Genomic DNA, 21,554 nt, shown 5'->3' with positions numbered 1-21,554 from the left:
GCAGGTCGCTGGATGCGCGGGCGATGGGGGTGTCAGAGGGCCGCGCACGGCCCTCTGTTCAGATCTTGTGGATCACTTCCACTCCATCGTGGTGAACCGAAGCACCTCGTCGGCGGTCGGCGTGTATTCCACCTCGTTGGTGGACACGTAGTTGGTGTTGTACGAGAACATCGGCGCCCAATAGGCCTGCTCGGTGATCCGCTCGATCGCCTTGGTGTAATGCTCCACCCGAGTGTCGGGATTGGTCGCGCTGTCGGCCACCTCGAGATCGGCCAGCACCTGATCATCACGCGCATCGTCAAGCGAGCCGTGCTTGAAGAACTGGCTCACCATCGCCGACGCATCGTTGACCGAGAAGCTGCCCCAGGTCAGAAACGCCAGCGGCACATCGCCGGTCATGTTCAACTCGCGCAGCGCGGAATACTGCAGGAACTTGAAGTCTGACTTGATGCCAACCGCGTTCAGATAGCTCAGGATCGCTTCCGCGTATTCGCGGTCACGGTAAGCATAAAACTCGGTCGTGAAACCATCGGGATAGCCTGCCTCAGCCAGGAGCGTCTTTGCCTTCTCGGGGTCGTATTCATACTGTGTCGCGGCCTCTTCCACGCAGCCGAACTGGCTGGGGAAACACGGCGTCCAGACGACCTTTGATTTACCCTTGAGCAGCGCCGCCACCAGCTCTTCGCGGTTGATCGCGTGGTTGACCGCTTGGCGCACTTTGAGGTTGGTGAACGGCGTGTCGCCCGAGCGCCCGGCGGCATCCATCGACAGATACCCCACCCGCATGGTCGACTCGTTGGTGACGGTGAACTGATCCATCTCGGCCAGCTTCTCGGCCTGATCCGCAGGCACCTGCCAGATCAGGTCAAGCGAGCCGCTGAACAGTTCGGCCATCTGCGTGTTGACGTCCGGAATGGTGCGGATATCGACATTGGTGATCTCGGGCTGACCCTTGGGGCTGTCATGGTAATTCTCGTTCTTCTCCAGAACGAAATGCTGCCCCGGCGTGACCGACACAACCTTGTAGGGGCCGGTGCCCACCGGCTCCAGACCCATTCCCGACGGGCCCGCCTCGGCGTAATACTCGTTGGGATACATCGACACCGGACCGGACAGGAATTCGATCGCCGCCGGGAACTTGTCCTTGAGATGGATGCGCACGGTATACTCGTCGATCTTCTCGGCCGACTTCATCCAGTTGACGTTGCGCTGCGTCTTGACGCCGTTTTCTTCCTTGGAAACGAAGTTGACGGTATAGACAACGTCATCTGCGTTGAACGGCTCGCCATTGTGAAAGGTCACGCCCTCGCGCAGCTTGAATTCAAGCGTCAGGTCGTCGATCCACTCCCAGGAGGTGGCAAGGTTGCCCTTGTATTCGTTGGTGGCCGGATCGCGGTAGATCAACCCGTCCCAGACCGCGCGCTGCAGCACGACACCCTCACGCGAGGAGTTGAAGTAGCTGTCGACGTTTTCCAGCTCCTTGGTAAAGGCCACGCGCAGCGTGTCATTGGCCTTGTCGGCATAAGCCGCACCAGACGCCGCGACGATCGCCAGACCGGCAATTGCATGTCTCAAAGAGGACTGTTTCATGTCTCTCTCCCTATGTTGGTCGCGCGCCGATATGGCGAGGCGCGTGATGTTGGCTTTTCGTTGACGTATCATATTATGATACATATAATCGCCATATGATCCATTAATGCGAACATCCTTCACCACGTCAAGCCCGGGTTGCGACATCCGGCCACATTTTACGAGAGATGCATGAAAACAAAGCAGGATACCCTCTACGTCGGATCGCTCGCCAAGGGGTTGCGCCTGCTGCGCGCCTTCGACGAGGGCCATACCGACCTGTCGCTCGGTGAACTCGCGCAGCGCACCGGGCTCGACAAGAGCGCCACACAACGCCTCGCCAACACCCTGCATGTCGAGGGCATGCTCGACAAGGACCCGGTCACGCGCCGCTTTCGCCCCTCGCATGCCTGGCTGCAAATGGCCTATGCCTATTACTGGTCCGACCCGTTGATCGGTCAGGCCATGCCCAAGCTGATCAACCTCAGCCAGGACTTGGGCGAGACCGTGAACCTTGCCGAAATCTCGGGCGATCACATTATCTATGTCAGCCGCCTGCCCTGCAAACGCACCTATTTCGCGGCCACCATCATCGGGCGTCGCCTGCCCGCGCTCTCCACCTCCGGCGGGCGCGCGATGCTTGCCACCTTCCCCGAGGACGAACGCCGCCACGCCATCGAGACATGGCCGATCACCCCCTTCACCCCCAGCACCACGCTCGACCGCGCAAAGATCGCCACCAGCATCGCAGAGGCCGCCCGCGATGGATTCGCCGTCTCCACCGGGCAGATGATTCTCAACGAGATTGGCGTCGCCAGCCCGATCATCGGCCATGACGGGCGCGCCTTCGCCGCCGTGCAATGCTCGGTCTCCGCCCATACCTGGACACGCGAGCGCATCGTCAGCGACATCCTGCCCAAGCTGCAGGACACCGCCAACGCCATCTCTCCCGCCTTCCGCGCACACCGCGCGGGTGGGGCCTGACCCGCGCCCGATCCGTCAAAATCCGCTTGCACTCTTCCCCGGGCCAGAGTGTCCTGCGCCCGAAACGCAAGCGGAGGAGACAGACATGAACCTGGCAAGATTGGCAGCAGAGGCAGGGGCGCGCGGCACACCGGTGCGCGCGGGCCTCATCGGCGCGGGCAAATTCGGCTCGATGTTTCTCAGCCAGGTGCCGACCATCGCCGGGCTCGAGGTCAGCGCCATCGCCGATCTCTCGCCCGACCGCGCCCGCAGCGCCTGCGCCGCCGTAGGCTGGGACGAGAACCGCATCGCCGCCACCGCCTATCTCGAGGACGGCGCGGCACTGGCCGCGCGCGACGATGTCGACGTGGTGATCGAGGCCACCGGCAATCCGCGCGTCGGCATCACCCATGCCCGCGCCGCCATCGCGGCGGGCAAGCACATCGTCATGGTCAATGTCGAGGCCGACGTGCTCGCCGGTCCCGCGCTGGCGTCCGAGGCGCGCGCGGCGGGCGTGGTCTATTCCATGGCCTACGGCGATCAACCAGCACTTGTCTCGGAAATGGTCGACTGGGCGCGCGCCACCGGCTTTCACGTCACCGCCGCAGGCAAGGGCACCAAGTACCTGCCCGCCTATCACGAGGTGACCCCCGATGACGTCTGGTCGCATTACGGGCTGACGGCGCAAGAGGCCGCAGCGGCGGGCATGAACCCGCAGATGTTCAACTCCTTCCTCGACGGCACCAAGAGCGCGATCGAGATGGTCGCCATCGCCAATGCCTGCGGTCTCGACGTGCCCGAGGCGGGCCTCGCCTTCCCGCCCTGCGGCGTCGATGACCTCGCCCATGTGCTGCGCCCGCGCGAGTTGGGCGGCCAGCTTGACCGGCGCGGCATCGCCGAAACCGTCTCCTCGCTCGAACGCGACGGCCGCCCGGTGTTCCGCGATCTGCGATGGGGCGTCTACGTGGTGCTCGAGGCCCCCAATGACTACGCCGCCGCCTGTTTCAAACAATACGGGTTGCCCACCGATTCCACCGGGCGCTTTGCCTCGATGTACAAGCCCTTTCACCTGATCGGGCTGGAACTGTCGGTCTCGGTCCTGAGCGCCGCCCTGCGCCACGAGCCCACCGGCCAGTCGCGCGAGATGCGCGGCACTGTGGCAGCGGTGGCCAAGCGCGACCTCAAGGCGGGCGAAGTGCTCGACGGCGAGGGCGGCTATACCGTCTGGGGCAAGGCGCAGCCCATTGCCCGCGCAGGCAACGCCCTGCCCATTGGCCTTGCGCATGGCGTGGCGATGACCCGCGACGTGGCACGCGGCGCGGTGCTCAGCTTCGATGACGTGACGCTTGGCCCCGACCCGGTGGTCGATCTGTATCGCGGGCTTGTCCCCGGCGCATGACCGGGGACACAGGCCCCGTCAGAATCGACGTGACAGCGAGAGCTTGGCGGTCAGCCCCGGATTGTTGAGCCCGTTGGGATGCACCCGGTAGCGGCGGTCGAACACGTTGTCGATCCCCGCGCTGATCACCGTCCCCTCCAGCGCACCGCGCTGCGGCTGCCAATTGGCGAAGATATCCAAGATCTCCGCCCCCTCCACCGGCTGCGTTTCGTCGGGCAGATCACCGGCGTCCAACTCGCGCAGGAAGGTGGCGCGCGCGCCGATCTCCCAGCCCGGTGCCGGACGCAGCCCGCCGGTCAGCACCAGCCGGTCCTGCGGGATCGAACCAAGTTCATCCCCGCCGTTCCGCCCCTCGCCGCGCGGCACCGACAGCGAGGCGCGCCCGAACCACGCCCCCGCGTCATAATCGGCGCTCAGTTCCAGCCCGTAAAGCCGCGCGTCGATATTGCGCGAGGTGGTGGAGCCGGTCACCTCCAGCCGCCCGGTCACAGGATTGAACCCGGTGGTCGCGGGGTCGATGAACGTCACGACCGTGTCAATGAAATCATCCACCTCGGCATAGTAGATGTTGCCCGACAGATCGAGCCGGTCACCCTGCCGCAACAACCCGTCGATCCAGTGCCGCACACCAATCTCGATCTGGTCGGCGATCTCGGGCGCCAGGTTGGGCGAGGGCAGGAATTCGTTCACCCCGGTGAAGAACGGCGATCCCGGACCGCCCAGCGGAAAGCCCGGCCCGGCGATGAAATGCACCCCTTGCGGGAACATCTCGGTCAACGAGGCCGCGCGGAACGACCGCGACGCCGACGCAAAGACCTGCGTGCGCTCGCTCGGCCGCCAGGACAGCGCCAGCTTGGGTGAAAACTCCTCGTCCGACCGGCTGGCAAACCCGCCCTCGGGGTCGGTGTCGATCACGTCATAGCGCAAACCCGCCGTCAGGGTCAGCGCCGGGGCGACCGTGACATCGGCCTGCGCGAAGGCGGCGTAGAATTGCTGTTGCGCATCCGGTGTCTGCGCGCGCGGCGCACCGTCGCGGGTGCCGGTCTGGGTGTCCTCGAAGATCTCGAACCCATAAGACAGCGACACTGGCACGCCCATGTCGAACTCCGACACATTGGTGATCTCGAAGCCCACCGTTTCGAAATCCGTGGTATCGAACCGCCCGTCGAAAATCCGGTCCTCGCGTACCTCGGTATTGTTGTAGAAAAACAGCGCATTAAGATTGACCAGCGAATTGCCCGAGGGGTCCCACTCGATCCCAGCCCGGAACGCCTCATGCGTCAGGTCGCGATTCACACTGGTCGTGGGCGTGCCCTGCGCATTGGTGTTGGGCGGGGTGACGCCCGCGTCCTCGTAGCGCTGATAGCTGGTCTCCAGCCGCAGGCCCTCGGCGGGCTCCAGCCCGAATTTCAGCAGGTAATTCTCGCTGTCGATCTGGCTGTCGACAATATCGGCACCGCTGCCATCCTCGATATCGCTGCCCCGGTCGCGCCCCGAAAGAAAGATCAGCGCATCGAACGCGCCGTGCTGTACCGCGCCGGTGGCCCCGTATTTCCACTCGTCGCCATTGGAGTTGTAGCCAAGGCTCACCTCGCCGCCGACGGATTTATCCGGGTCGATCACATCGCGCGCATCCTTGGTGTCGGTAAAGACCACCCCGCCCAGCGCGCCCGAGCCAAACAGCGTCGAGGCCCCGCCGCGCAACACCTCAACCTGCTTGAGGATCATCGGATCGGTAAAGAACCGCCCGCGATGCGCGAGGTTGAAATTTTGCCGTCCGCCATCCAGACGCAGCACCACCTGCTCGTCCTGAAAGCCGCGAATGTTGATCTCCTGGCTCACCCCGCGCGGGCCGCCCTCGATGCTCAGCCCCGGCACATCGTCGAGCATCTCGGCATAGGTCGAGGGCTGGCGGCGGCGGATTTCCTCTTCGTCCACCACACTCGCCGCATTGGGCGTGTCGAGCAGCGCGCGCTCGTCCCGCGCGGCCCCGAAGATCACGATATCGGGCAGGCGGAACGTGTCCTGCGTCGCCGCCTCGCCCTCCTGTGCCGCCGCAAATCCGGCCTGCACCGCCAACACGCAGCCAAGGCCCGCACCGGCCCCGTTTCGCCAATGATTGAAAAACGCCATATCTTTCCCTTCCCGCAGATGACCGTTTGATCGGTAGCTGCCTGGCCGGGTATGCGGCGCGATTAGGTGGCGATGCGGCCTGTTAGAATAGTGGAGTGTTACAGTCAAGTTTATCTTGACCGCTCTCTTGCGTCAGACAGGCATTATCGAGTAAAAGACTCAACATTCACGGCGCGGGATCAGCCCCGCGCTCCGCAGCCACATCCGCAGCAGCGCGATGCAGCCATCCAATCGAACCACACGAGAGGTAGGCATGGCTCAGACCGCCCCCATAACCCCCGAAACAATCCGCGCCTTTCAGGCCGAGAACCCGAAAATGCGCAGCCGCGATCAGGCCGACAGCCTCGGGATCTCCGAGGCCCAGCTTGTCGCCGCCTCCACCGGCGCGGGTGCCACGCGCATCCCGGCGCATCCCGATCAGGTGATGGCGGCGGCCCAGAAACTCGGCGAGGTGATGGCGCTCACCCGCAACCCCTCCTGCGTGCATGAAAAGGTCGGGCGCTACGACAACTACCACAGCGGCAAACACGCCGCGATGATCCTCACCCCCGAGATCGATCTGCGCCTCTTTCCCAGCCATTGGTGCCACGCCTTCATGGTCGAGACCGTGGCCGAGACCGGCCCCCGCCGCAGCCTTCAGGTCTTCGACGCCGCAGGCGACGCGGTGCACAAGATCTTCCTGCGCGACGGCTCCTCGCTCGCGGCATGGGACGCACTGCGCCTGTCGCAGGCCTTGCCCGATCAGGACCAGACGCTCGACGTGGCCCCGCGTCAGCCCACCGAACCCGCCAAATCCAACCCCGACAAGGCCGATATCCTGCGCGAGGAATGGCAGCGCCTGACCGACACCCATCAGTTTCTGCGGCTCACGTCGAAACTGCGGATGAACCGCCTCGGCGCCTACCGCATCGCGGGCGCCCCCTTCGTGCGTGCACTCGCACCCACGGCAGTGGACACACTCCTCACCCGCCTCGCCGAGGACGCCACCGAGGCGATGATCTTCGTCGGCAATCGCGGCTGCATCCAGATCCATTCCGGCCCGGTCAACACGCTCAAAGCCATGGGCCCGTGGCAGAACGTGCTCGATCCCGGCTTCAACCTGCATCTCCGCCGCGACCATATCGCCGAGGTCTGGGCGGTCGAGAAACCCACCCAGCGCGGCCCCGCCATCTCGGTCGAGGCCTTCGATGCCGAAGGCGGGCTGATCCTGCAGATCTTCGGCCTGCGCAAGGAGGATCGCGATCACCGCCCGGCCTTCGGCGCGCATGTCGCGGCCCTGCCCGACCACGCCGATGCAGAGGTGCCCGCATGACCCGTCTCACCCGCCGCACCATGCTTGCGCAGGCCACCGCGCTTTGCGCCCTGCCCGCCTTCGGCCAGTCCCGGGATCGCCTGCTTACCATCGGCGGGTCGGTGACCGAGATCGTCCACGCGCTCGGCGCGGGCGACCGGCTCGTCGCGCGCGACACCACCTCCACCTACCCGCCCGAGGTGACCGACCTGCCCGATGTGGGATACGCCCGCGCGCTCAGCCCCGAAGGCGTGCTCTCGGTCGCGCCCGACCATATCCTCGCGATCGAGGGCGCGGGCCCGCCCGAGACGATCAACGTGCTCAAGGCCTCCGGCCTGCCGTTCACCACCGTGCCCGAGGCCAGTGACGGCCCCGGCATCCTTGAAAAGATCGCCGTAGTGGGCCAGGCCCTCGGCCTGCCCGACCGCGCCGAAACCCTCATCGCCGAGACCCGCGCCGCGCTCGACGCGACAGCCCGCATGACCGCGCAGATCGCCCCCGGCGAGTCGCGGCGCGTGCTCTTCATCCTCAGCCTGCAAGGCGGGCGCATCCTCGCCGGTGGCACCGGCACACAGGCGGCGGGCATCATCGAGATGGCGGGCGCAGTCAACGCCGTGGACGCATTCGAGGGCTACAAGCAGCTGACCGACGAGGCCGTGAGCAGCAGCGCCCCCGACGTGATCCTGATGATGGATCGCGGCGGCGATCACGCCATCGAGGACGAGGTGCTCTTGTCCATGCCCGCGATCCGCACCACCCCCGCCGCCGAGACCGGCGCAGTGATCCGCATGCAGGGGCTCTACCTTCTGGGCTTTGGTCCGCGCACCGCGCAGGCCGCCCGCGACCTGCACAGCGCCATCTACGCAACGACGCAGCCCGACGATGACACTGACCCAAGCTGAGAGGATCGAGGTGCCCCCCCGCGACCGCCGCGCCACCGCGCGACAGGCGCATCTCTGGCTCGGGCTGCTGCTCATTGCCATCTGCGCGATCAGCCTTGAAAGCGGTGCCTCGGGCGTCTCGCTCCTCGGCCTCGTCACCGGCAGCGCAGAGGACGACACCCTCGCCCGCATCATCCTGTGGGAGGTGCGCCTGCCCCGCATCGCCATGGGCGCGCTTGTCGGTGCCGCACTCGCCGTGTCGGGCGCGGTGATGCAGGGGCTCTTTCGCAACCCGCTCGCCGATCCCGGCATCGTTGGCGTCAGCGCGGGCGCAGGCTTGGGCGCGATCACCGCCATCGTGCTGGGCGGGCTGCTGCCCCCGGCGCTCCAGTCCCTCATCGGCATCTACACCGTGCCGCTCGCCGCCTTTTTCGGCGGCTGGGGCTCGGTGCTGCTGCTCTACGGGGTCGCCACGCGCGGCGGACGCACCTCGGTCGCGACGATGCTGCTGGCGGGCATCGCGCTCGGGGCACTCTCCGGCGCGGTCTCGGGGCTTCTGGTCTATGCCGCCGACGATCAGCAATTGCGCGATCTCACCTTCTGGGGCCTCGGCTCGCTCGCCGGGGCGACATGGGCCAAGCTTGCCACCGCCGCGCCGATCATCGCGCTCGCTCTCATTGCCGCCACCACCCTCGGGCGCGGCCTCAACGGGCTGGCATTGGGCGAGGCGACGGCGCTGCATCTCGGCATCCCGGTGCAGCGCACCAAGACCCTCGCCATTCTCACCGTCGCCGGGGCCACGGGTGCTGCGGTCGCGGTCTCGGGCGGCATCGGCTTTGTCGGCATCGTGGTGCCGCATCTGCTGCGGCTTGCCACCGGGCCGGATCACGGCCCCCTGCTGATCAACAGCGCCCTTCTCGGCGCAAGCCTGCTTCTGGGTGCCGATATCCTCAGCCGCCTGATCATCGCGCCCGCTGAGTTGCCCATCGGCATCGTCACCGCCGTGCTCGGCGCGCCGGTGTTCCTGTGGATATTGCTGCGGCGGCGCGGCCTGGTGGATCTCTGATGCTGCACGCCGATCATGTCTCGCTGCGCCTCGGCGCCACGCCCATCCTGCACGATGTCAGCCTCTCAGCGCGCGCAGGCCAGCTTACCGCCATCGCAGGCCCCAACGGCTCGGGCAAGACCACGCTGTTGCGCGCGCTGACCGGCGAGATTGCCGCCCAAGGCACGATCACCATGGGTGGCCTGCCCGTGCATCCGCGCCACGCCATGGCCCTCGCCCCGCGCCGGGGCGTGCTGCCGCAGGCCGCCCGGCTGGCCTTTCCCTTCACCGTGATCGAGGTGGTGCGCATCGGCCATGGCGCGGGCCGCTTTGCCCACCGGCCCGACCTGCCGCTGCGCGCATTGGATCATGTCGGGCTGCGCCACCTGGCCAGCCGCACCTACCAGGACCTGTCGGGCGGCGAACAGCAGCGCGTGCACCTCGCGCGCGTGCTGGCGCAGATATGGGAGCCTTTGGGTCCCGACGGCCCCAACTGGCTCTTTCTGGACGAGCCGGTCTCCAGCCTCGATATCGGTCATCAACTGGGCGTGATGCGCCTCGCCCGCGATTTCGCCGCGCGCGGCGGCGGGGTGGTGGCGGTGATGCACGATCTCAACCTCACCTCGATGTTCGCCGACCACGTGGTGATGATGCAATCGGGCCGCGTGGTGGCCGAGGGCACACCCGAGACGGTGATCACCTCCGAAACGCTCTCGGCGGTCTATGGCTGCGATCTGACGGTCAGCGTGCCCCCGCCCGGCAACCGGCCCTACATCCTGCCGCAGAATGCCCGGGCCGGCTGAGGAGGGGGGGTAGAATATTGGGTTAAAGCTGCCTTTGCAGCGTCCCGCGCGAAACGCACCAAAGGTGCCGCGCGATCGCCGGGCCGTCCCGCGGCCTGGCGATTTGGAAGGTCGCGCACCGTGTTGAGGTTACAATGACTTGGCTGGCATAAAGCGCCCGCCACCGGTGTTGCATCGCCAGTCCCCGGCCCTGCGATCACGCAGCACCTTCTGGCGGAGTGCAAGGTACGCTCAAGACCACGCCTCCTATCCCCGCCGCCACGGCCACAGCGGATGCGCCACCGGGTCCTTGGACCGCCACAGGTAGTCACGAAAGATCTGCCAATAAGACCGGTAGACATAGCCATCATTGCGCCGCCGGTAATGCTCGCGCCGCGCCGCATAAAGCCCCGGCAGCCGGTACCACGGCACCTCGGGGTGCATGTGATGCACCACATGCAGGTTGTTGTTCAGAAACAGCAACGCCAGCGGCCCCCGGTCCTCGACGATGACCGTGCGCCCGCTCGCCCGCGCATGTGCGCGATGCTCCAGAAAGGTGCGGATCTTCAACAGCGCAATCCCCAGCCACACCGCCAGCAGATAGCCCCATAGCGGCATCGGTGCCACCCAGACCCAGGCCAGCACCACCGCCACCTGCGGCACATGCCACAGCCATGCCTCCAGCACGCGCCGATCCCCGGCGCGGATCGCCTGCCAGTCGGCCCGCAGAAACGCCCATTGCCCGATGAACGGTCCCAGGATCATCCGCCCCGCCAGCGTGTTGTTGGCCCGCAGAACGGCCCGCCCCCAGCCCGGCAGCCGGTCCCACACCCTCGGGTCCAGGTAGTTCGATTCCGGGTCGTCGTAAGGATCGGTCAGATGTTCATCCCGGTGATGCGCCAGATGGGTATCGCGAAACCGCCGATAGGGGACCAACAGGCACAGACAGGGAAAGACCACCGCCTCGTTCCAGACGCGCGACCTGAACGGGTGACCGTGCAGCGCCTCGTGGCACAGCGACGACTGCAGCGCGATCGCCAGCCCGGTGACACCGATCCCCATCGGCAGCCAGACCGCAGCACCCCATGTCGTGCCAATCAGCCAAACCCCGTAGCAGGCGATCAGCAACAGCAGCGTGGGCCATTCCACAGCGGGACGGCGCGCCTCATCCATGGCAGCGGCCCCACCCGATGCGCGACCAGACCCGCTCGTAGAGCACATAGGTCGTAAAACCGATCGCGGTGTTGATCACCGCCATCAGCCCGCCGGCCGTCAGCGAGCCGGTGACGATCAACCCCACCACCGCCATGACCGTAAGCCCGATCAGGTTCCAGATCACCGCCTTCACGATGCTGCGCAATCGCGTCTCCATATTCCCTCCATTTGATTGAACGATGCGCAGAGAATGCTTGCGAATTGATTGACCGGCCATTTCGGAAATGGTTAACATTTTTCCGCATTCGTGATATAAATTACCATATGAATGAAAAACTCGACAAACGCTTGCGCGCCACCCTGTTTCGCACCCGACTGGCCGAGGCGATGCGCCTGCGCGACACCAATCAAAGCGCGCTCGCCCGCGCCATCGGGGTGGATCGCTCCACCGTCTCGCAACTGATGACCGGCACAGGCGCGCGCCTGCCCAATGCGCAGGTGGTGGGCGAATGCGCAGGCGCGCTCGGGGTCTCCGCCGACTGGCTTCTGGGCCTCACCGACCGGCCCGAAACCGCCGCCGACATGCTCGCCAACACCCTCTCGCTGACCGAGGCCCCCCGCGCGCTGGTCGATGAACAGATATTCGCCTGGCACAAGGAGGCGGCGGGCTACAAGATCCGCCACGTCCCCGCCGGTCTGCCCGACATGCTCAAGACCCGGGCGATGCTCGAATGGGAATACGCGCCCCACCTTGGCCGCTCCACCGATCAGGCCATCGGGGCCTCCGAGGATCGCATGGCGTGGATGCGCGCCGCGCGCTCGGATTACGAGATCGCCGTGCCGCTCTTCGAGATCGAGAGTTTCGCACGCGGCGAGGGATATTACCGCGACCTGCCCGAGGACGTCCGTCGCGCCCAGCTTGACCATTTCATCGCCGTGACCTCCCAACTCTATCCCGGCCTGCGGCTCTACCTATTTGACGCCCGCCGCCTCTATTCCGCGCCGGTCACGATTTTCGGCCCGCTCCTCGCGGTGCTCTATCTTGGGCGCAACTACCTTGTGTTTCGCGATACCGAGCGGGTGCAGGCGATGACGCAGCATTTCGACGGGCTGCTGCGCGAGGCAGCGATCAGCGCCCGCGCCCTGCCCGACCACCTGCGCGCCCTGCGCGACGAGGTCGGCTAGGGAGATATGTAACGGGCTGCATGGACCGACGCGAAGGGGCTGGAGCGGTCGTTGCCGTTATGCCCCTGCGCGGAATCAAGGGCGAAGCCCGCCGCGCATCGCCGGGCCGCCCCCCGGCACGGCGATTTGGCTGCAACCTGCTCTGTGCTCTGATGTTCTTCGGGCTTGGCTGATATAAAGCGCTAAACAACTGAGGTAGGATCGCCGCACCGCGGCCCGTCGATGCGCGGCTCACGGCAATGTCGGCTCAAGGCCAACACCCACCCTACCCCCGCTGCAACCGCACCGGAATCTCCCGCGCCAGACGAATGAGATGCGCCATGTAGGGCTTGTCCGCATCCTCATCGCGGATCGCCGCATAGAGCCGCTTGGTCTTGCCCTCTGCGGTCAGCGGCCGCGTCACGTAATCGGTGCTCGTCTTGACCTCGCGCACCACCCAGTCGGGCAGCACCGCCACCCCCCGGTTGGACGCCACCAGCAGCAGGATCACCGCCGTCAGCTCCACCTGCCGTATGCTGCGCGGCTCCACCTTGGCGGGCGTCAGCAATTCGGTGAACACATCCAGCCGCGAGCGGTCCACCGGGTAGGTGATCAGCACCTCGTCGCGAAAATCGCCGGCCTCGACATAGTCCTTCTGCGCCAAGGGATGCTGGCTCGAGGCCACGAAGACCGGCTCGTAATCGAAAAGCGGCTTGAACGTGATCCCCGGCAAATCCTCGGGGTCCGAGGACACCACCAGATCGACCTCTTCCTTTTGCAACGCGGGCAGCGCGTCAAAGGCGAGGCCAGGCCGGATATCCACATCCACCTCGCCCCATGTCTTGCGAAACCGCTCCAGCACCGGAAACAGCCATTCGAAACAGGCGTGGCACTCGATGGCGATATGCATCCGCCCCGCGCTGCCCTCGCGCAGCCCTTCGAATTCATGCTCCAGCGCTTCGATCTCGGGCAGGATCTTCTCGGCCAGCCGCAGCAGGCGCTGCCCCGCAGCCGACAGGCGCAAGGGCTTGGACCGCCTCACGAAAAGCTCCACCCCCGCCTGATCCTCCAGCCCCTTGATCTGGTGGCTGAGGGCGGATTGCGTGATGTGCAGCAAGTCAGCCGCCCGCGCCAATCCGCCCGCCTGATGAATGGCCCGGATCGTCCTGAGATGCCGAAACTCGATATGCATATATTAGCGCGCCTCATTCAAACCATGAATTTAATGAAGTTGTCTCACAATGCTGCGCCTGCAACAAGAGGGGGACAGAGACAGCTTTCTCACAGGATGACCCCGATGAAAACGCCGCGCATTTCCTTCGAATTCTTCCCGCCCAAGACGCTCGAGGCGTCGTTCCGCCTCTGGGACACGGTTCACACCCTTTCGCCGCTCGATCCGCGCTTCGTCTCGGTCACCTACGGCGCGGGCGGCACCACGCGTGAACTCACGCGCGAGGCCGTGGGCACGCTGCACAAGGCCACCGGCCTAAATGTCGCCGCCCACCTGACCTGCGTCGATGCCAGCCGCGAGGAAACGCTCGAGATCGCCGATCAGTTCGCCGCCGCCGGTGTCACGGAACTCGTGGCCCTGCGCGGCGACCCGCCCAAGGGCTCGAACGGCTTCACCCCGCACCCGCAGGGCTTCGCTGACAGCTGCGAGCTGATTTCGGCCCTCGCCGACACCGGCAAGTTCACCATCCGCGTCGGCGCCTACCCCGAGAAACACCCCGAGGCCGCCGACAGCCGCGCCGATATCGACTGGCTCAAGCGCAAGATCGACGCCGGTGCGACCGAGGCGATCACGCAGTTCTTCTTCGAGGCCGACACCTTCTTTCGGTTCCGCGATGCCTGCGTCGCGGCGGGCATCGACGCCCCGATCATCCCCGGCATCCTGCCGATCGAGAACTGGACCGGCGCGCGCAAATTCGCCACCTCCTGCGGCACGCAGATCCCCGCATGGCTCGATGATGCCTTCGACAAGGCGATCCGCGATGACCGTCACGATCTGCTTGCAACGGCGCTCGCCACGGAACTCTGCAGCGACCTGATCGAGGGCGGCGTCGAAGACCTGCATTTCTACACGCTCAACCGCCCCGAACTGACCCGCGACGTGTGCCACGCCCTCGGCGTCACGCCCCGCGTCACGCTGCGCGACGTGGCCTGACGGCTTGCCCCTCGGCGCGGCGCGGAATAGCCTGCCCGCGTACCGCGCCACGGGGGACCATCATGCCGGATCACGCCACAACGCTCGACGATCTGCCCGACATGACAGCACTCCTGTCGCGCTCCGGGCTCGACTTCATGCGCGACATGATCGCGGGCACCCTGCCCGGCCCGCCCATCGGCGCGACCCTGGGCTTTCACCCCGTTGTGGCCGAGCCGGGCTGCGTCGTGTTCGAAGGCACGCCGACCTTCGCCGCGCTCAACCCGATGCGCGGGGTGCATGGCGGCTGGTATGGCGCGATCCTCGACAGTTGCATGGGCTGCGCAGTGATGACCGAACTGGCGCGCGGCGAGATTTACACGACACTCGAATTCAAGACCAACATCACCCGCGCCCTGGCCCTCGGCCGCGCGGTCCGCGCCATCGGCACCGTGCAGCATCGCGGCCGCTCCACCGGTGTGGCCACCGGCGAGTTGCGCGGGGTCGAGGATGGCAAGCTCTACGCCACCGGCTCCACCACCTGCATCATCCTGCGGCCGACCGGGAACAGTTGACTCACGCAAATCGGCCTCGCCTGGAATTTGCCCGGACAAATGCAGAACTCCCCCCGTAATGCCTCAACCAGACCAGGAAACAGACTGTTTCCTATTGTTGCGCATCGCAGTTGAAGAAATCTTGTCATAAATAAAGATTAAATATGGCAATACTGTGAGACTCAGACAAAACAAGCGTGTCATTTGAAAGGTAAAAAGTATGAAAATCAAACTCTTTGCGTTGACAACTGCTGCGATGCTTGCAGCCAGCACAGCATATCCCGCAACCATTCGGACGGGTTCATTGTTTGCAGGCAACTCTAGCGGCAGCTTTGTCGACATAACGTCTACCGGTGATCTTGCTGGTGGCGATTTGAGCATTGGCTCGGGTTCCTCGAGCGGCACGCTCGAAGTAAACGCGGACAATTCACCAAATACCGTGACAACAATTACAAACGTGGATGATCTTAGGGTCGGGACGCGGAACGCCACCGGCTCGCTCCGCGTTGTTGGAGACGGAACGGCAGGGTCTGCCCGTGTCGAGGTCCAAGATGATTTCCGCCTCAACGCGAACGCTGATTCTTCTCTTTCAATCGAAAATGGTGGAGAAATCATTTATTCGTCCCCTCCCACCGGAAGGGGGGGAACCGTTATTATCGGCAGCTTCGCCGACTTCATACCAGGGACCGGCAACACCACTACCACGGTAACAGGCCCTGGATCCTATTTCGAAATCAACGGTCGTCTCGAACTTGGTTTCAACAACGGCTTGGGATCTGATGACATGACGATCTCGAACGGTGCACGCGTTGTCGTTAAGGAACCCGACGACTTCGCCGAACGTGCTGCAGCGGCGAGCGATCCGAGCGAGAACACGCGAGGCTCGGTGTCTATTGGCGGCGATTTCGAGTTTGGGATGAATCAGGCTCTGGACACTCTGACCATCGCCGGAACGGGCTCGGAGCTTGTGTTTTCCTCGTCGCTGTTCACGAGTTCCGGTAACAATCGCATTGTCGTGACCGATGGCGGGGCAATTCGTCAGAACGAGACTGGCGACATTGAAGCAGCAGCGGCCTTTTTTAACCGTGATCCTGACGCGTTTTTCGGAATCTCGCTCGGCTCGGCGTTAGGCGAATCCTCCATGCTTGTCGATGGCGCAGCATCGACGGTCTCGGCCACGCGAAACATCAGCATTGGTGCGGGCGATGTCTTCACAGGCTTCGACAATGGTGATTCTACCAAACCGCTCTTTGGACCTTCGACAGCGGATATAACGGTTAGCAACGGCGCGCTTGTTTCGACCACCAAGGACATCGAAATTTCAGTTTCCGACGAAACCGGCACCGGCTTTCTGGTCGTAGAATCCGGTGGACGCGTTGAGGCAACGAATATTCGCGTGAATGACGGCGGCGTACTCTCAGGTGATGGCGGAACCGTGGCCGCGAATGTTATCCTGAACGGCGGTACAATCGCTCCAGGCGCATCGCCCGGCACCATGACGATTGAAGGAAACCTCGAGGTTCTAAATGGTTTGCTGGAGTTCGAAGTCGGAGGGACCGACGCTGGGACATTCGACCAGTTGTTCGTGACTGGCGACATGCTCACTCCGAACGGCCTGTCCATCGCGATAACTTTTCTTGATGGCTTCACACCGCAGTCAGGGGACGAGTTCGACTTTTTCAACATCACAGGCAATGCGGCGATCTTTGACACGCCAGAGGAAATTTCGGTATCCGTCCTCGGAATTGACCCCACAGATTTCAGCCTGGCAATCGGTCAGAATGGCTTCAGCGGCACGTTCACGGGGGATGACACGACGGTCCCGGTACCAGTTCCGGCGGGCCTTCCCCTCCTGTTGACTGCCGTCGGTGCTCTGCGGCTGGTATCACGCAAGCAGCGCAACAAAAGCAGGCTTTGACTTTTACCATGTTCGAGGCATGCGTGACCGACATCTCTGTTGTTGCATTTATTCCGGCAAGGTGAACCAACGTCCACCCTGCCGGACAATTCCTGTTCAACTTGGCAAGGAACTTGGCTGAGTTCCTAAGCTCACCGAGCAAGGCAGAGACACTTCGCTTTGCTCGCTTCATCGAAGATTACAAGACTACCCGTTGTCTTCGCGGGTCATCTACCACATCAACGGCGCACGTAACCCGCCAGCACCGCCCCCGGGTTCATGATCCCCTGCGGATCGAGCGCCGCCTTGATGCTGCGCATCGCATGCAGTTTCACCGGATCGCCATAGCGCTCCAGATCCCCGACCTTGAGCCGCCCGATCCCGTGTTCGGCACTGACCGACCCGCCCATCTCGTGCACCAGATCATGCACCGCGCGCTTGATCGCGTCTCGCTCGGCCACATGATCGGCGCGGGCGCGCCCGGGCATGGGAAAGACGTTGTAATGCAGGTTGCCGTCGCCCAGATGCCCGAAACAGTTGATCCGGAACTCGCCGATCCCGGCGATCACGCCTGACCCTCGCGCGATGAACGCAGGAATTTCCGACATCGGCAATGATATGTCATGCGAACTCACCGATCCGATCCGCCGGTTCGCCTCGGGGATCTGCTCGCGCACCTCCCAGAACGCATGCCGCTGCGCTTCGGATTGCGCGATCATGCCATCGCTCACCAGCCCCGCCTCGAACGCCTCGCCAAAAAGCGCCTCCAGCGCCGCCGCCGGATCAAGCCCCCGCGCCAGCCCCACATCAATGAGCACGAACCACTCGGGCATCTCGTCGAACGGCTGACGGATCTCCGGTAGCGTCTCGGCGAGAAATTCCAGCCCCTGCCGGTGCATGATCTCGAAGGCGCTCACCCCCTCGCCCAGATGATCGCGCGCCAAGGCCAGCAGATCGAGCGCCGCGCGCGGCCCCTCCACCACCATCAGCGCCGTACCCTCGCCATGGGCACGCGGATATAGCTTGAGCGCGGCGGCCGTGATCACCCCCAGCGTGCCCTCCGATCCCACCAGCAGATTGCGCAGATCGTACCCGGTATTGTCCTTGCGCAGCCGCTTCAGCCCGTGCCAGATCTGCCCATCGGGCAGCACCGCCTCCAGCCCCAGGCACAGATCGCGCGCATTGCCATAGCGCAGCACGTTGACCCCGCCCGCATTGGTCCCCAAAAGGCCGCCCAACCGCGCCGATCCCTTGGCGGCGATCGACAGCGGAAAGAGCCGCCCGGCAGCCTCCGCCGCCTCGTGAATATCCTGCAGGATCGTGCCGGCCTCGACGACCATCACGTTTTCCTCGGGCCAGATCCCGCGCACCGCGCGCATCCGCTCAAGGCTCAGGATCACCGGCACCGGGCCGTCGGGCGCGATCTGTCCGCCCACCAGCCCCGTGCCCCCGCCATAGGGCACCACCGGCACCCCCGCCGCCGCACAGGCGCGCACCACATGCGCCACGCCCTCCACCGAGTCAGGCGCCACCACCACGCCCTGCCCCTGCCAGCGCCCGCGCGGCTCTTCCAGATACCGCGGCGCGGCCTCGCGAAAACTCGCGTCGGACAGGCCTGCGCGCAGGCCGTCGATGAAATCGGGTGTGGCGGAATGGAGCGTCATTGCCCTTAGCTATCACAAGCCCCGCCCAAGGCCAGCCCGTTGCCCTGCTTCATCTTGCCATAAATACTCAAATGCCCGCTCACAGTTTCGACGAGATCACCCCGGTGTTGAAGCCCCCCATCCGCAACTCGCCGAAAAGCCGCTGATACTCGATCTTCGGGCAGCGGTTCATCACCACATCCACCCCGCGCGCCCGCGCGCGTGCGGCGGCCTCGGCGTGCTCCACCCCGATCTGCATCCAGACCGTCTGCAACGCGGGAAACATCTCCAGCGCCTCGTCGACAATCGGCGGCACATGCTCCGACCGGCGAAAGAGATCGACCATATCGACCCCGCCCTCGATGTCCGACAGCGACGCGACCACCCGTTGCCCGAACAGCATCTGCCCGGCATGGCCCGGATTGACCGGCACCACCTCGTATTTCTTCAGGCTCAGGTAGCGTGCCACGTAATAGGACGGGCGCACCGGGTTCATCGACACACCCACCACCGCCACGCGCCGCGTGCGGGTCAGGATCTCGCGCAGATGGGAATCACTGTAATCTTCGCTCATGGCGACCACTCAAGCACGAAGCGCGGCAAGAAAAAAGCGCCCAAGTAAACACTTGGGCGCCAGTCGCGGAACGAGGGACAGTGATATGAGACGCCGAGGTTCCGTATCGACGTCTCTGGGACAGATGTAGGTCCGATTCTCAGGATATAAAGGGATTGTAATATAGCTGTGACTACCGGTGACGTCGGACATTCAGTCAAAGATATCCTCGACCACATCCCAGATCTCCTCCAGCACCCGCCGCCCCAGACCCTTGCGCCGCTTGGGCTTTTTCCTGCCGCGCGCAGGGGCGCGGTCGTCGCGATACTCCTGCCGGGGCAGCGGCATCGGGCGGGTCTTGGCGCGGGGTCGTGCAACCTTGGCCTTGGGCATCGCCTTCATGTCATGCAGCGGCGCGCCACAGCTTGAACAGGCCAGCTCATGCCGGTCCCGGTCCAGCACCAGCGCCGCGCGCGTGCCGCAGTAACTGCAAGTGGCGATCTTGTGACCCATGCGCCCCATATCGGTCAATTGACGGGGATTTCCAAGGGCCCGCCCCACGAAACCGTCGCCCGGCACCCCGATACATGGTAGGGTTGCGGCATTTCCACAAAAGGATTTCACCCGATGACCGACCAGCCAGATCCGCCCGCGCCGCCCACAGCCCCGCGCGACCTGCCGTTTGATATCGACCTGCGCCGGATCAATCTCGGCGTCGGCTACGTGGCGCTCGGCCTGCCGCTCTCGCTCGCCGTGATCTCGGTGCTGACCAACACCTGTTTCAACGCCTCGATCAGCCACTATTATTACAGCCGCCTCGGCGGCGACATCCTCGTCGGCGCGCTCAGCTTCATCGGCCTGCTGCTGATGTTCTTCTACAGCTTCCGCGCACCGGGGCGCGAAGGCTGTCTCGGCTGGCACTGGTATGACGTGATGCTGCTGAAACTCGCAGGCGCGGCCAGCGTCGTGGTGGCCTTCGTGCCGACCACCGGCTCGGGCTGCACATATACCGGCGAGGTCGCACGCGTCTTTCTCACCGATGCGGCGGGCTCACAGGGCTTTCACCCGCCGGGCGGCACCGTCACCGGCACGATCAGCTATGATTTCTGGGCCAGCTTCGCCCCGATCGGGGCCGATGTGCCGCTTTTGCTGCAAACGGCGCATTTCGGCGCGGCGGGGGTGATGTTCCTGATCCTGGGCTATTTCTCGGCCTATGTCTTCACCCGGCCCAATTCCACCGCCTCGCTGGTCGCGGGCAACCGCAAGGACCGGCGCAACGCGTGGTATCGCGTGCTGGGCAAGTTGATCTTCGCGGTGGTCGTCGTGCTCGGGATCAAGGCGCTGCTCCTGCAGGGCATCCTCCCCGACGGCACCGCGCAGAACCTCGCCGCGCTCTGGGACAGCCTGCGCCTGACCTTCGTGTTCGAGGCGACAGGCCTGATCGCCTTCGGCCTCAGTTGGATGATCAAGGGCCGTTTTCTGCCGGTGTTCGAGGATGCCGCCGCCCGCGCTCAGCCGCGCGCAGCGTAAAGCGCCACCGCCGCCGCGTTCGACACGTTGAGCGAGCCGAAATCGCTAGCGAACCCGATGTGCACCAACGCATCGACAGTCTCACGCGTGCGCGGGCGCAGCCCCGGCCCCTCGGCCCCCAGCACCAGCGCCACGGGCCGGTCGCGCCGGCCCTCCAGCGCGCTCTCGATGCTCGCCTCGGCCTCACCGGCCAGCCCCAGCACGACATAGCCCATGGCCTGCAACTCGGTGATCGCATCAGCCAGATTGCGCACCCGCAGATAGGGCTGGCGTTCCAGCGCGCCGCTCGCGGTCTTGGCCAGCGCCCCGGTTTCGGGGGCGGCATGGTGGCGCGGCGCGATCACCGCCCGCGCACCGAACACCTCGGCCGAGCGCAGGATCGCGCCGACGTTATGCGGATCGGTCACCCGGTCGAGCAGCACCACGCGCGGCGCCTGCGCGCCATCGCCCAGACAGACCTCTGACAAAGGCCCCCAGTCCAGCGGCTTCACTTCCAGCGCCGCCCCCTGATGCACCGAGCCGGGATCAAGCGGCGCAGGAAACTTGCGCGGATCGGCCATTTCCGGCTCCAGCCCGCTCGCCGCAATCGCCTCCGAGAGCTTGTCGGCGGCATTGCGCGTCACGATCAGCCGCAGCTTTTCGCGGCGCGGATTCTCCAGCGCATCGCGCACCGCATGCAGACCGAACAGCCACACGGTCTCGGCTGCAGAGGCCCGCCGCGCCTGTTCCTTTTCAATCACCCAACGGGGTTTTTTCATCGGGTTCATACCCCTCTTTTCAGGCGCGCGACCCTGCACCGGAGCGCGCGCATGTGCAAGCGATTTTCCGGTTGACGCCTGCGCGGGCCGCTAG

The 21,554-nt window shown here is 64.9% G+C and carries 20 protein-coding genes; 11 read left to right on the top strand and 9 right to left on the bottom strand.

Features of this window, described 5'->3' with window-relative positions:
• Nucleotides 1–72 precede the first annotated feature (72 nt).
• Entirely contained in the window at nucleotides 73–1,590 is a 1,518-nt protein-coding gene (locus RID11_RS19510; RefSeq protein WP_350141955.1) for an ABC transporter substrate-binding protein, read from the bottom strand.
• A 171-nt stretch (nucleotides 1,591–1,761) separates the two neighbouring features.
• On the opposite strand from RID11_RS19510, the gene RID11_RS19505 reads away from it, so the two are divergent.
• Entirely contained in the window at nucleotides 1,762–2,553 is a 792-nt protein-coding gene (locus RID11_RS19505) for an IclR family transcriptional regulator (protein ID WP_350141954.1), read from the top strand.
• 85 nt (nucleotides 2,554–2,638) lie between these two features.
• Nucleotides 2,639–3,931 (top strand): NAD(P)H-dependent oxidoreductase, encoded by a 1,293-nt coding sequence (locus RID11_RS19500; RefSeq protein ID WP_350141953.1) that lies wholly within the window; start codon nucleotides 2,639–2,641, stop codon nucleotides 3,929–3,931.
• An 18-nt stretch (nucleotides 3,932–3,949) separates the two neighbouring features.
• Here RID11_RS19500 and RID11_RS19495 read toward each other — a convergent pair whose 3' ends face one another.
• A complete protein-coding gene (locus RID11_RS19495) occupies nucleotides 3,950–6,064 on the bottom strand; it encodes a TonB-dependent receptor domain-containing protein (protein WP_350141952.1) in 2,115 nt (704 codons plus the stop codon).
• 253 nt (nucleotides 6,065–6,317) lie between these two features.
• Here RID11_RS19495 and RID11_RS19490 point away from each other — a divergent pair, with 253 nt between their 5' ends.
• The 4 genes from RID11_RS19490 to RID11_RS19475 are packed head-to-tail and all read left to right on the top strand — an operon-like array spanning nucleotide 6,318 to nucleotide 10,084.
• Complete coding sequence (locus RID11_RS19490) at nucleotides 6,318–7,376, top strand: hemin-degrading factor (protein ID WP_350141951.1); 1,059 nt, start codon at nucleotides 6,318–6,320, stop codon at nucleotides 7,374–7,376.
• Complete coding sequence (locus RID11_RS19485; RefSeq protein ID WP_350141950.1) at nucleotides 7,373–8,257, top strand: heme/hemin ABC transporter substrate-binding protein; 885 nt, start codon at nucleotides 7,373–7,375, stop codon at nucleotides 8,255–8,257. The genes RID11_RS19490 and RID11_RS19485 overlap by 4 nt, the downstream gene beginning before the upstream one ends.
• The gene (locus RID11_RS19480; RefSeq protein ID WP_350141948.1) at nucleotides 8,238–9,302 is read left to right on the top strand and encodes a FecCD family ABC transporter permease; all 1,065 of its coding nucleotides are present in this window, start codon (nucleotides 8,238–8,240) and stop codon (nucleotides 9,300–9,302) included. Before RID11_RS19485 ends, RID11_RS19480 begins: the two co-directional genes overlap by 20 nt.
• A complete protein-coding gene (locus RID11_RS19475; protein WP_350141947.1) occupies nucleotides 9,302–10,084 on the top strand; it encodes a heme ABC transporter ATP-binding protein in 783 nt (260 codons plus the stop codon). The genes RID11_RS19480 and RID11_RS19475 overlap by 1 nt, the downstream gene beginning before the upstream one ends.
• A gap of 246 nt (nucleotides 10,085–10,330) precedes the next feature.
• On the opposite strand, the gene RID11_RS19470 is transcribed toward RID11_RS19475, so the two are convergent.
• Nucleotides 10,331–11,236 (bottom strand): fatty acid desaturase, encoded by a 906-nt coding sequence (locus RID11_RS19470; RefSeq protein ID WP_350141946.1) that lies wholly within the window; start codon nucleotides 11,234–11,236, stop codon nucleotides 10,331–10,333.
• A complete protein-coding gene (locus RID11_RS19465) occupies nucleotides 11,229–11,435 on the bottom strand; it encodes a DUF2061 domain-containing protein (RefSeq protein WP_050662979.1) in 207 nt (68 codons plus the stop codon). Before RID11_RS19465 ends, RID11_RS19470 begins: the two co-directional genes overlap by 8 nt.
• Nucleotides 11,436–11,542: 107 nt before the next feature.
• On the opposite strand from RID11_RS19465, the gene RID11_RS19460 reads away from it, so the two are divergent.
• Complete coding sequence (locus RID11_RS19460; protein WP_350141945.1) at nucleotides 11,543–12,403, top strand: helix-turn-helix domain-containing protein; 861 nt, start codon at nucleotides 11,543–11,545, stop codon at nucleotides 12,401–12,403.
• Nucleotides 12,404–12,668: 265 nt separating this feature from the next.
• Here RID11_RS19460 and RID11_RS19455 read toward each other — a convergent pair whose 3' ends face one another.
• Nucleotides 12,669–13,574 (bottom strand): LysR family transcriptional regulator, encoded by a 906-nt coding sequence (locus RID11_RS19455; RefSeq protein WP_350141944.1) that lies wholly within the window; start codon nucleotides 13,572–13,574, stop codon nucleotides 12,669–12,671.
• Nucleotides 13,575–13,679: 105 nt separating this feature from the next.
• Here RID11_RS19455 and metF point away from each other — a divergent pair, with 105 nt between their 5' ends.
• From metF to RID11_RS19440, 3 genes are all read left to right on the top strand, one after another.
• Entirely contained in the window at nucleotides 13,680–14,546 is an 867-nt protein-coding gene (gene metF, locus RID11_RS19450; RefSeq protein WP_350141943.1) for a methylenetetrahydrofolate reductase [NAD(P)H], read from the top strand.
• A gap of 62 nt (nucleotides 14,547–14,608) precedes the next feature.
• Nucleotides 14,609–15,100: a PaaI family thioesterase gene (locus tag RID11_RS19445; protein ID WP_350141942.1), complete on the top strand. Its 492-nt coding sequence runs from the start codon at nucleotides 14,609–14,611 to the stop codon at nucleotides 15,098–15,100.
• A 199-nt stretch (nucleotides 15,101–15,299) separates the two neighbouring features.
• Nucleotides 15,300–16,997: a VPLPA-CTERM sorting domain-containing protein gene (locus RID11_RS19440; protein ID WP_350141941.1), complete on the top strand. Its 1,698-nt coding sequence runs from the start codon at nucleotides 15,300–15,302 to the stop codon at nucleotides 16,995–16,997.
• A gap of 218 nt (nucleotides 16,998–17,215) precedes the next feature.
• On the opposite strand, the gene RID11_RS19435 is transcribed toward RID11_RS19440, so the two are convergent.
• From RID11_RS19435 to RID11_RS19425, 3 genes are all read right to left on the bottom strand, one after another.
• Nucleotides 17,216–18,640 carry an FAD-binding oxidoreductase gene (locus tag RID11_RS19435; RefSeq protein ID WP_350141940.1) on the bottom strand — a complete coding sequence of 475 codons (1,425 nt, stop codon included), beginning with the start codon at nucleotides 18,638–18,640 and terminating at the stop codon, nucleotides 17,216–17,218.
• 79 nt (nucleotides 18,641–18,719) lie between these two features.
• On the bottom strand, nucleotides 18,720–19,193 hold the full coding sequence (locus RID11_RS19430; RefSeq protein ID WP_350141939.1) for a CoA-binding protein: 474 nt from the start codon (nucleotides 19,191–19,193) through the stop codon (nucleotides 18,720–18,722).
• A 192-nt stretch (nucleotides 19,194–19,385) separates the two neighbouring features.
• Nucleotides 19,386–19,685, bottom strand: coding sequence for a hypothetical protein (locus tag RID11_RS19425; protein WP_350141938.1), 300 nt, complete (start codon nucleotides 19,683–19,685; stop codon nucleotides 19,386–19,388).
• A gap of 114 nt (nucleotides 19,686–19,799) precedes the next feature.
• On the opposite strand from RID11_RS19425, the gene RID11_RS19420 reads away from it, so the two are divergent.
• The gene (locus RID11_RS19420) at nucleotides 19,800–20,702 is read left to right on the top strand and encodes a hypothetical protein (RefSeq protein ID WP_350141937.1); all 903 of its coding nucleotides are present in this window, start codon (nucleotides 19,800–19,802) and stop codon (nucleotides 20,700–20,702) included.
• Here RID11_RS19420 and rlmB read toward each other — a convergent pair.
• Entirely contained in the window at nucleotides 20,684–21,460 is a 777-nt protein-coding gene (gene rlmB, locus RID11_RS19415; protein WP_350141936.1) for a 23S rRNA (guanosine(2251)-2'-O)-methyltransferase RlmB, read from the bottom strand. The two genes, RID11_RS19420 and rlmB, sit on opposite strands and share 19 nt — an antisense overlap.
• Nucleotides 21,461–21,554 lie beyond the last annotated feature (94 nt).

This window comes from Roseovarius sp., from assembly GCF_040219995.1.
Classification (GTDB): Bacteria; Pseudomonadota; Alphaproteobacteria; order Rhodobacterales; family Rhodobacteraceae; genus Roseovarius.
The sequence above is the reverse complement of the archived record's forward strand: the minus strand, read 5'-3'. Positions and strand labels throughout refer to the sequence as shown.

Bases quoted from the DNA above. Each gene is read 5' to 3' on its own strand.
- RID11_RS19440 (WP_350141941.1), top strand. From the start codon at position 15,300: ATGAAAATCAAACTCTTTGCGTTGACAACTGCTGCGATGCTTGCAGCC.
- RID11_RS19510 (WP_350141955.1), bottom strand. From the start codon at position 1,590: ATGAAACAGTCCTCTTTGAGACATGCAATTGCCGGTCTGGCGATCGTC.
- RID11_RS19480 (WP_350141948.1), top strand. From the start codon at position 8,238: ATGACACTGACCCAAGCTGAGAGGATCGAGGTGCCCCCCCGCGACCGC.
- RID11_RS19470 (WP_350141946.1), bottom strand. From the start codon at position 11,236: ATGGATGAGGCGCGCCGTCCCGCTGTGGAATGGCCCACGCTGCTGTTG.
- rlmB (WP_350141936.1), bottom strand. From the start codon at position 21,460: ATGAAAAAACCCCGTTGGGTGATTGAAAAGGAACAGGCGCGGCGGGCC.
- RID11_RS19505 (WP_350141954.1), top strand. From the start codon at position 1,762: ATGAAAACAAAGCAGGATACCCTCTACGTCGGATCGCTCGCCAAGGGG.
- RID11_RS19495 (WP_350141952.1), bottom strand. From the start codon at position 6,064: ATGGCGTTTTTCAATCATTGGCGAAACGGGGCCGGTGCGGGCCTTGGC.
- RID11_RS19490 (WP_350141951.1), top strand. From the start codon at position 6,318: ATGGCTCAGACCGCCCCCATAACCCCCGAAACAATCCGCGCCTTTCAG.
- RID11_RS19425 (WP_350141938.1), bottom strand. From the start codon at position 19,685: ATGGGTCACAAGATCGCCACTTGCAGTTACTGCGGCACGCGCGCGGCG.
- RID11_RS19435 (WP_350141940.1), bottom strand. From the start codon at position 18,640: ATGACGCTCCATTCCGCCACACCCGATTTCATCGACGGCCTGCGCGCA.
- RID11_RS19420 (WP_350141937.1), top strand. From the start codon at position 19,800: ATGACCGACCAGCCAGATCCGCCCGCGCCGCCCACAGCCCCGCGCGAC.
- RID11_RS19445 (WP_350141942.1), top strand. From the start codon at position 14,609: ATGCCGGATCACGCCACAACGCTCGACGATCTGCCCGACATGACAGCA.
- RID11_RS19500 (WP_350141953.1), top strand. From the start codon at position 2,639: ATGAACCTGGCAAGATTGGCAGCAGAGGCAGGGGCGCGCGGCACACCG.
- metF (WP_350141943.1), top strand. From the start codon at position 13,680: ATGAAAACGCCGCGCATTTCCTTCGAATTCTTCCCGCCCAAGACGCTC.
- RID11_RS19485 (WP_350141950.1), top strand. From the start codon at position 7,373: ATGACCCGTCTCACCCGCCGCACCATGCTTGCGCAGGCCACCGCGCTT.
- RID11_RS19460 (WP_350141945.1), top strand. From the start codon at position 11,543: ATGAATGAAAAACTCGACAAACGCTTGCGCGCCACCCTGTTTCGCACC.
- RID11_RS19455 (WP_350141944.1), bottom strand. From the start codon at position 13,574: ATGCATATCGAGTTTCGGCATCTCAGGACGATCCGGGCCATTCATCAG.
- RID11_RS19475 (WP_350141947.1), top strand. From the start codon at position 9,302: ATGCTGCACGCCGATCATGTCTCGCTGCGCCTCGGCGCCACGCCCATC.
- RID11_RS19465 (WP_050662979.1), bottom strand. From the start codon at position 11,435: ATGGAGACGCGATTGCGCAGCATCGTGAAGGCGGTGATCTGGAACCTG.
- RID11_RS19430 (WP_350141939.1), bottom strand. From the start codon at position 19,193: ATGAGCGAAGATTACAGTGATTCCCATCTGCGCGAGATCCTGACCCGC.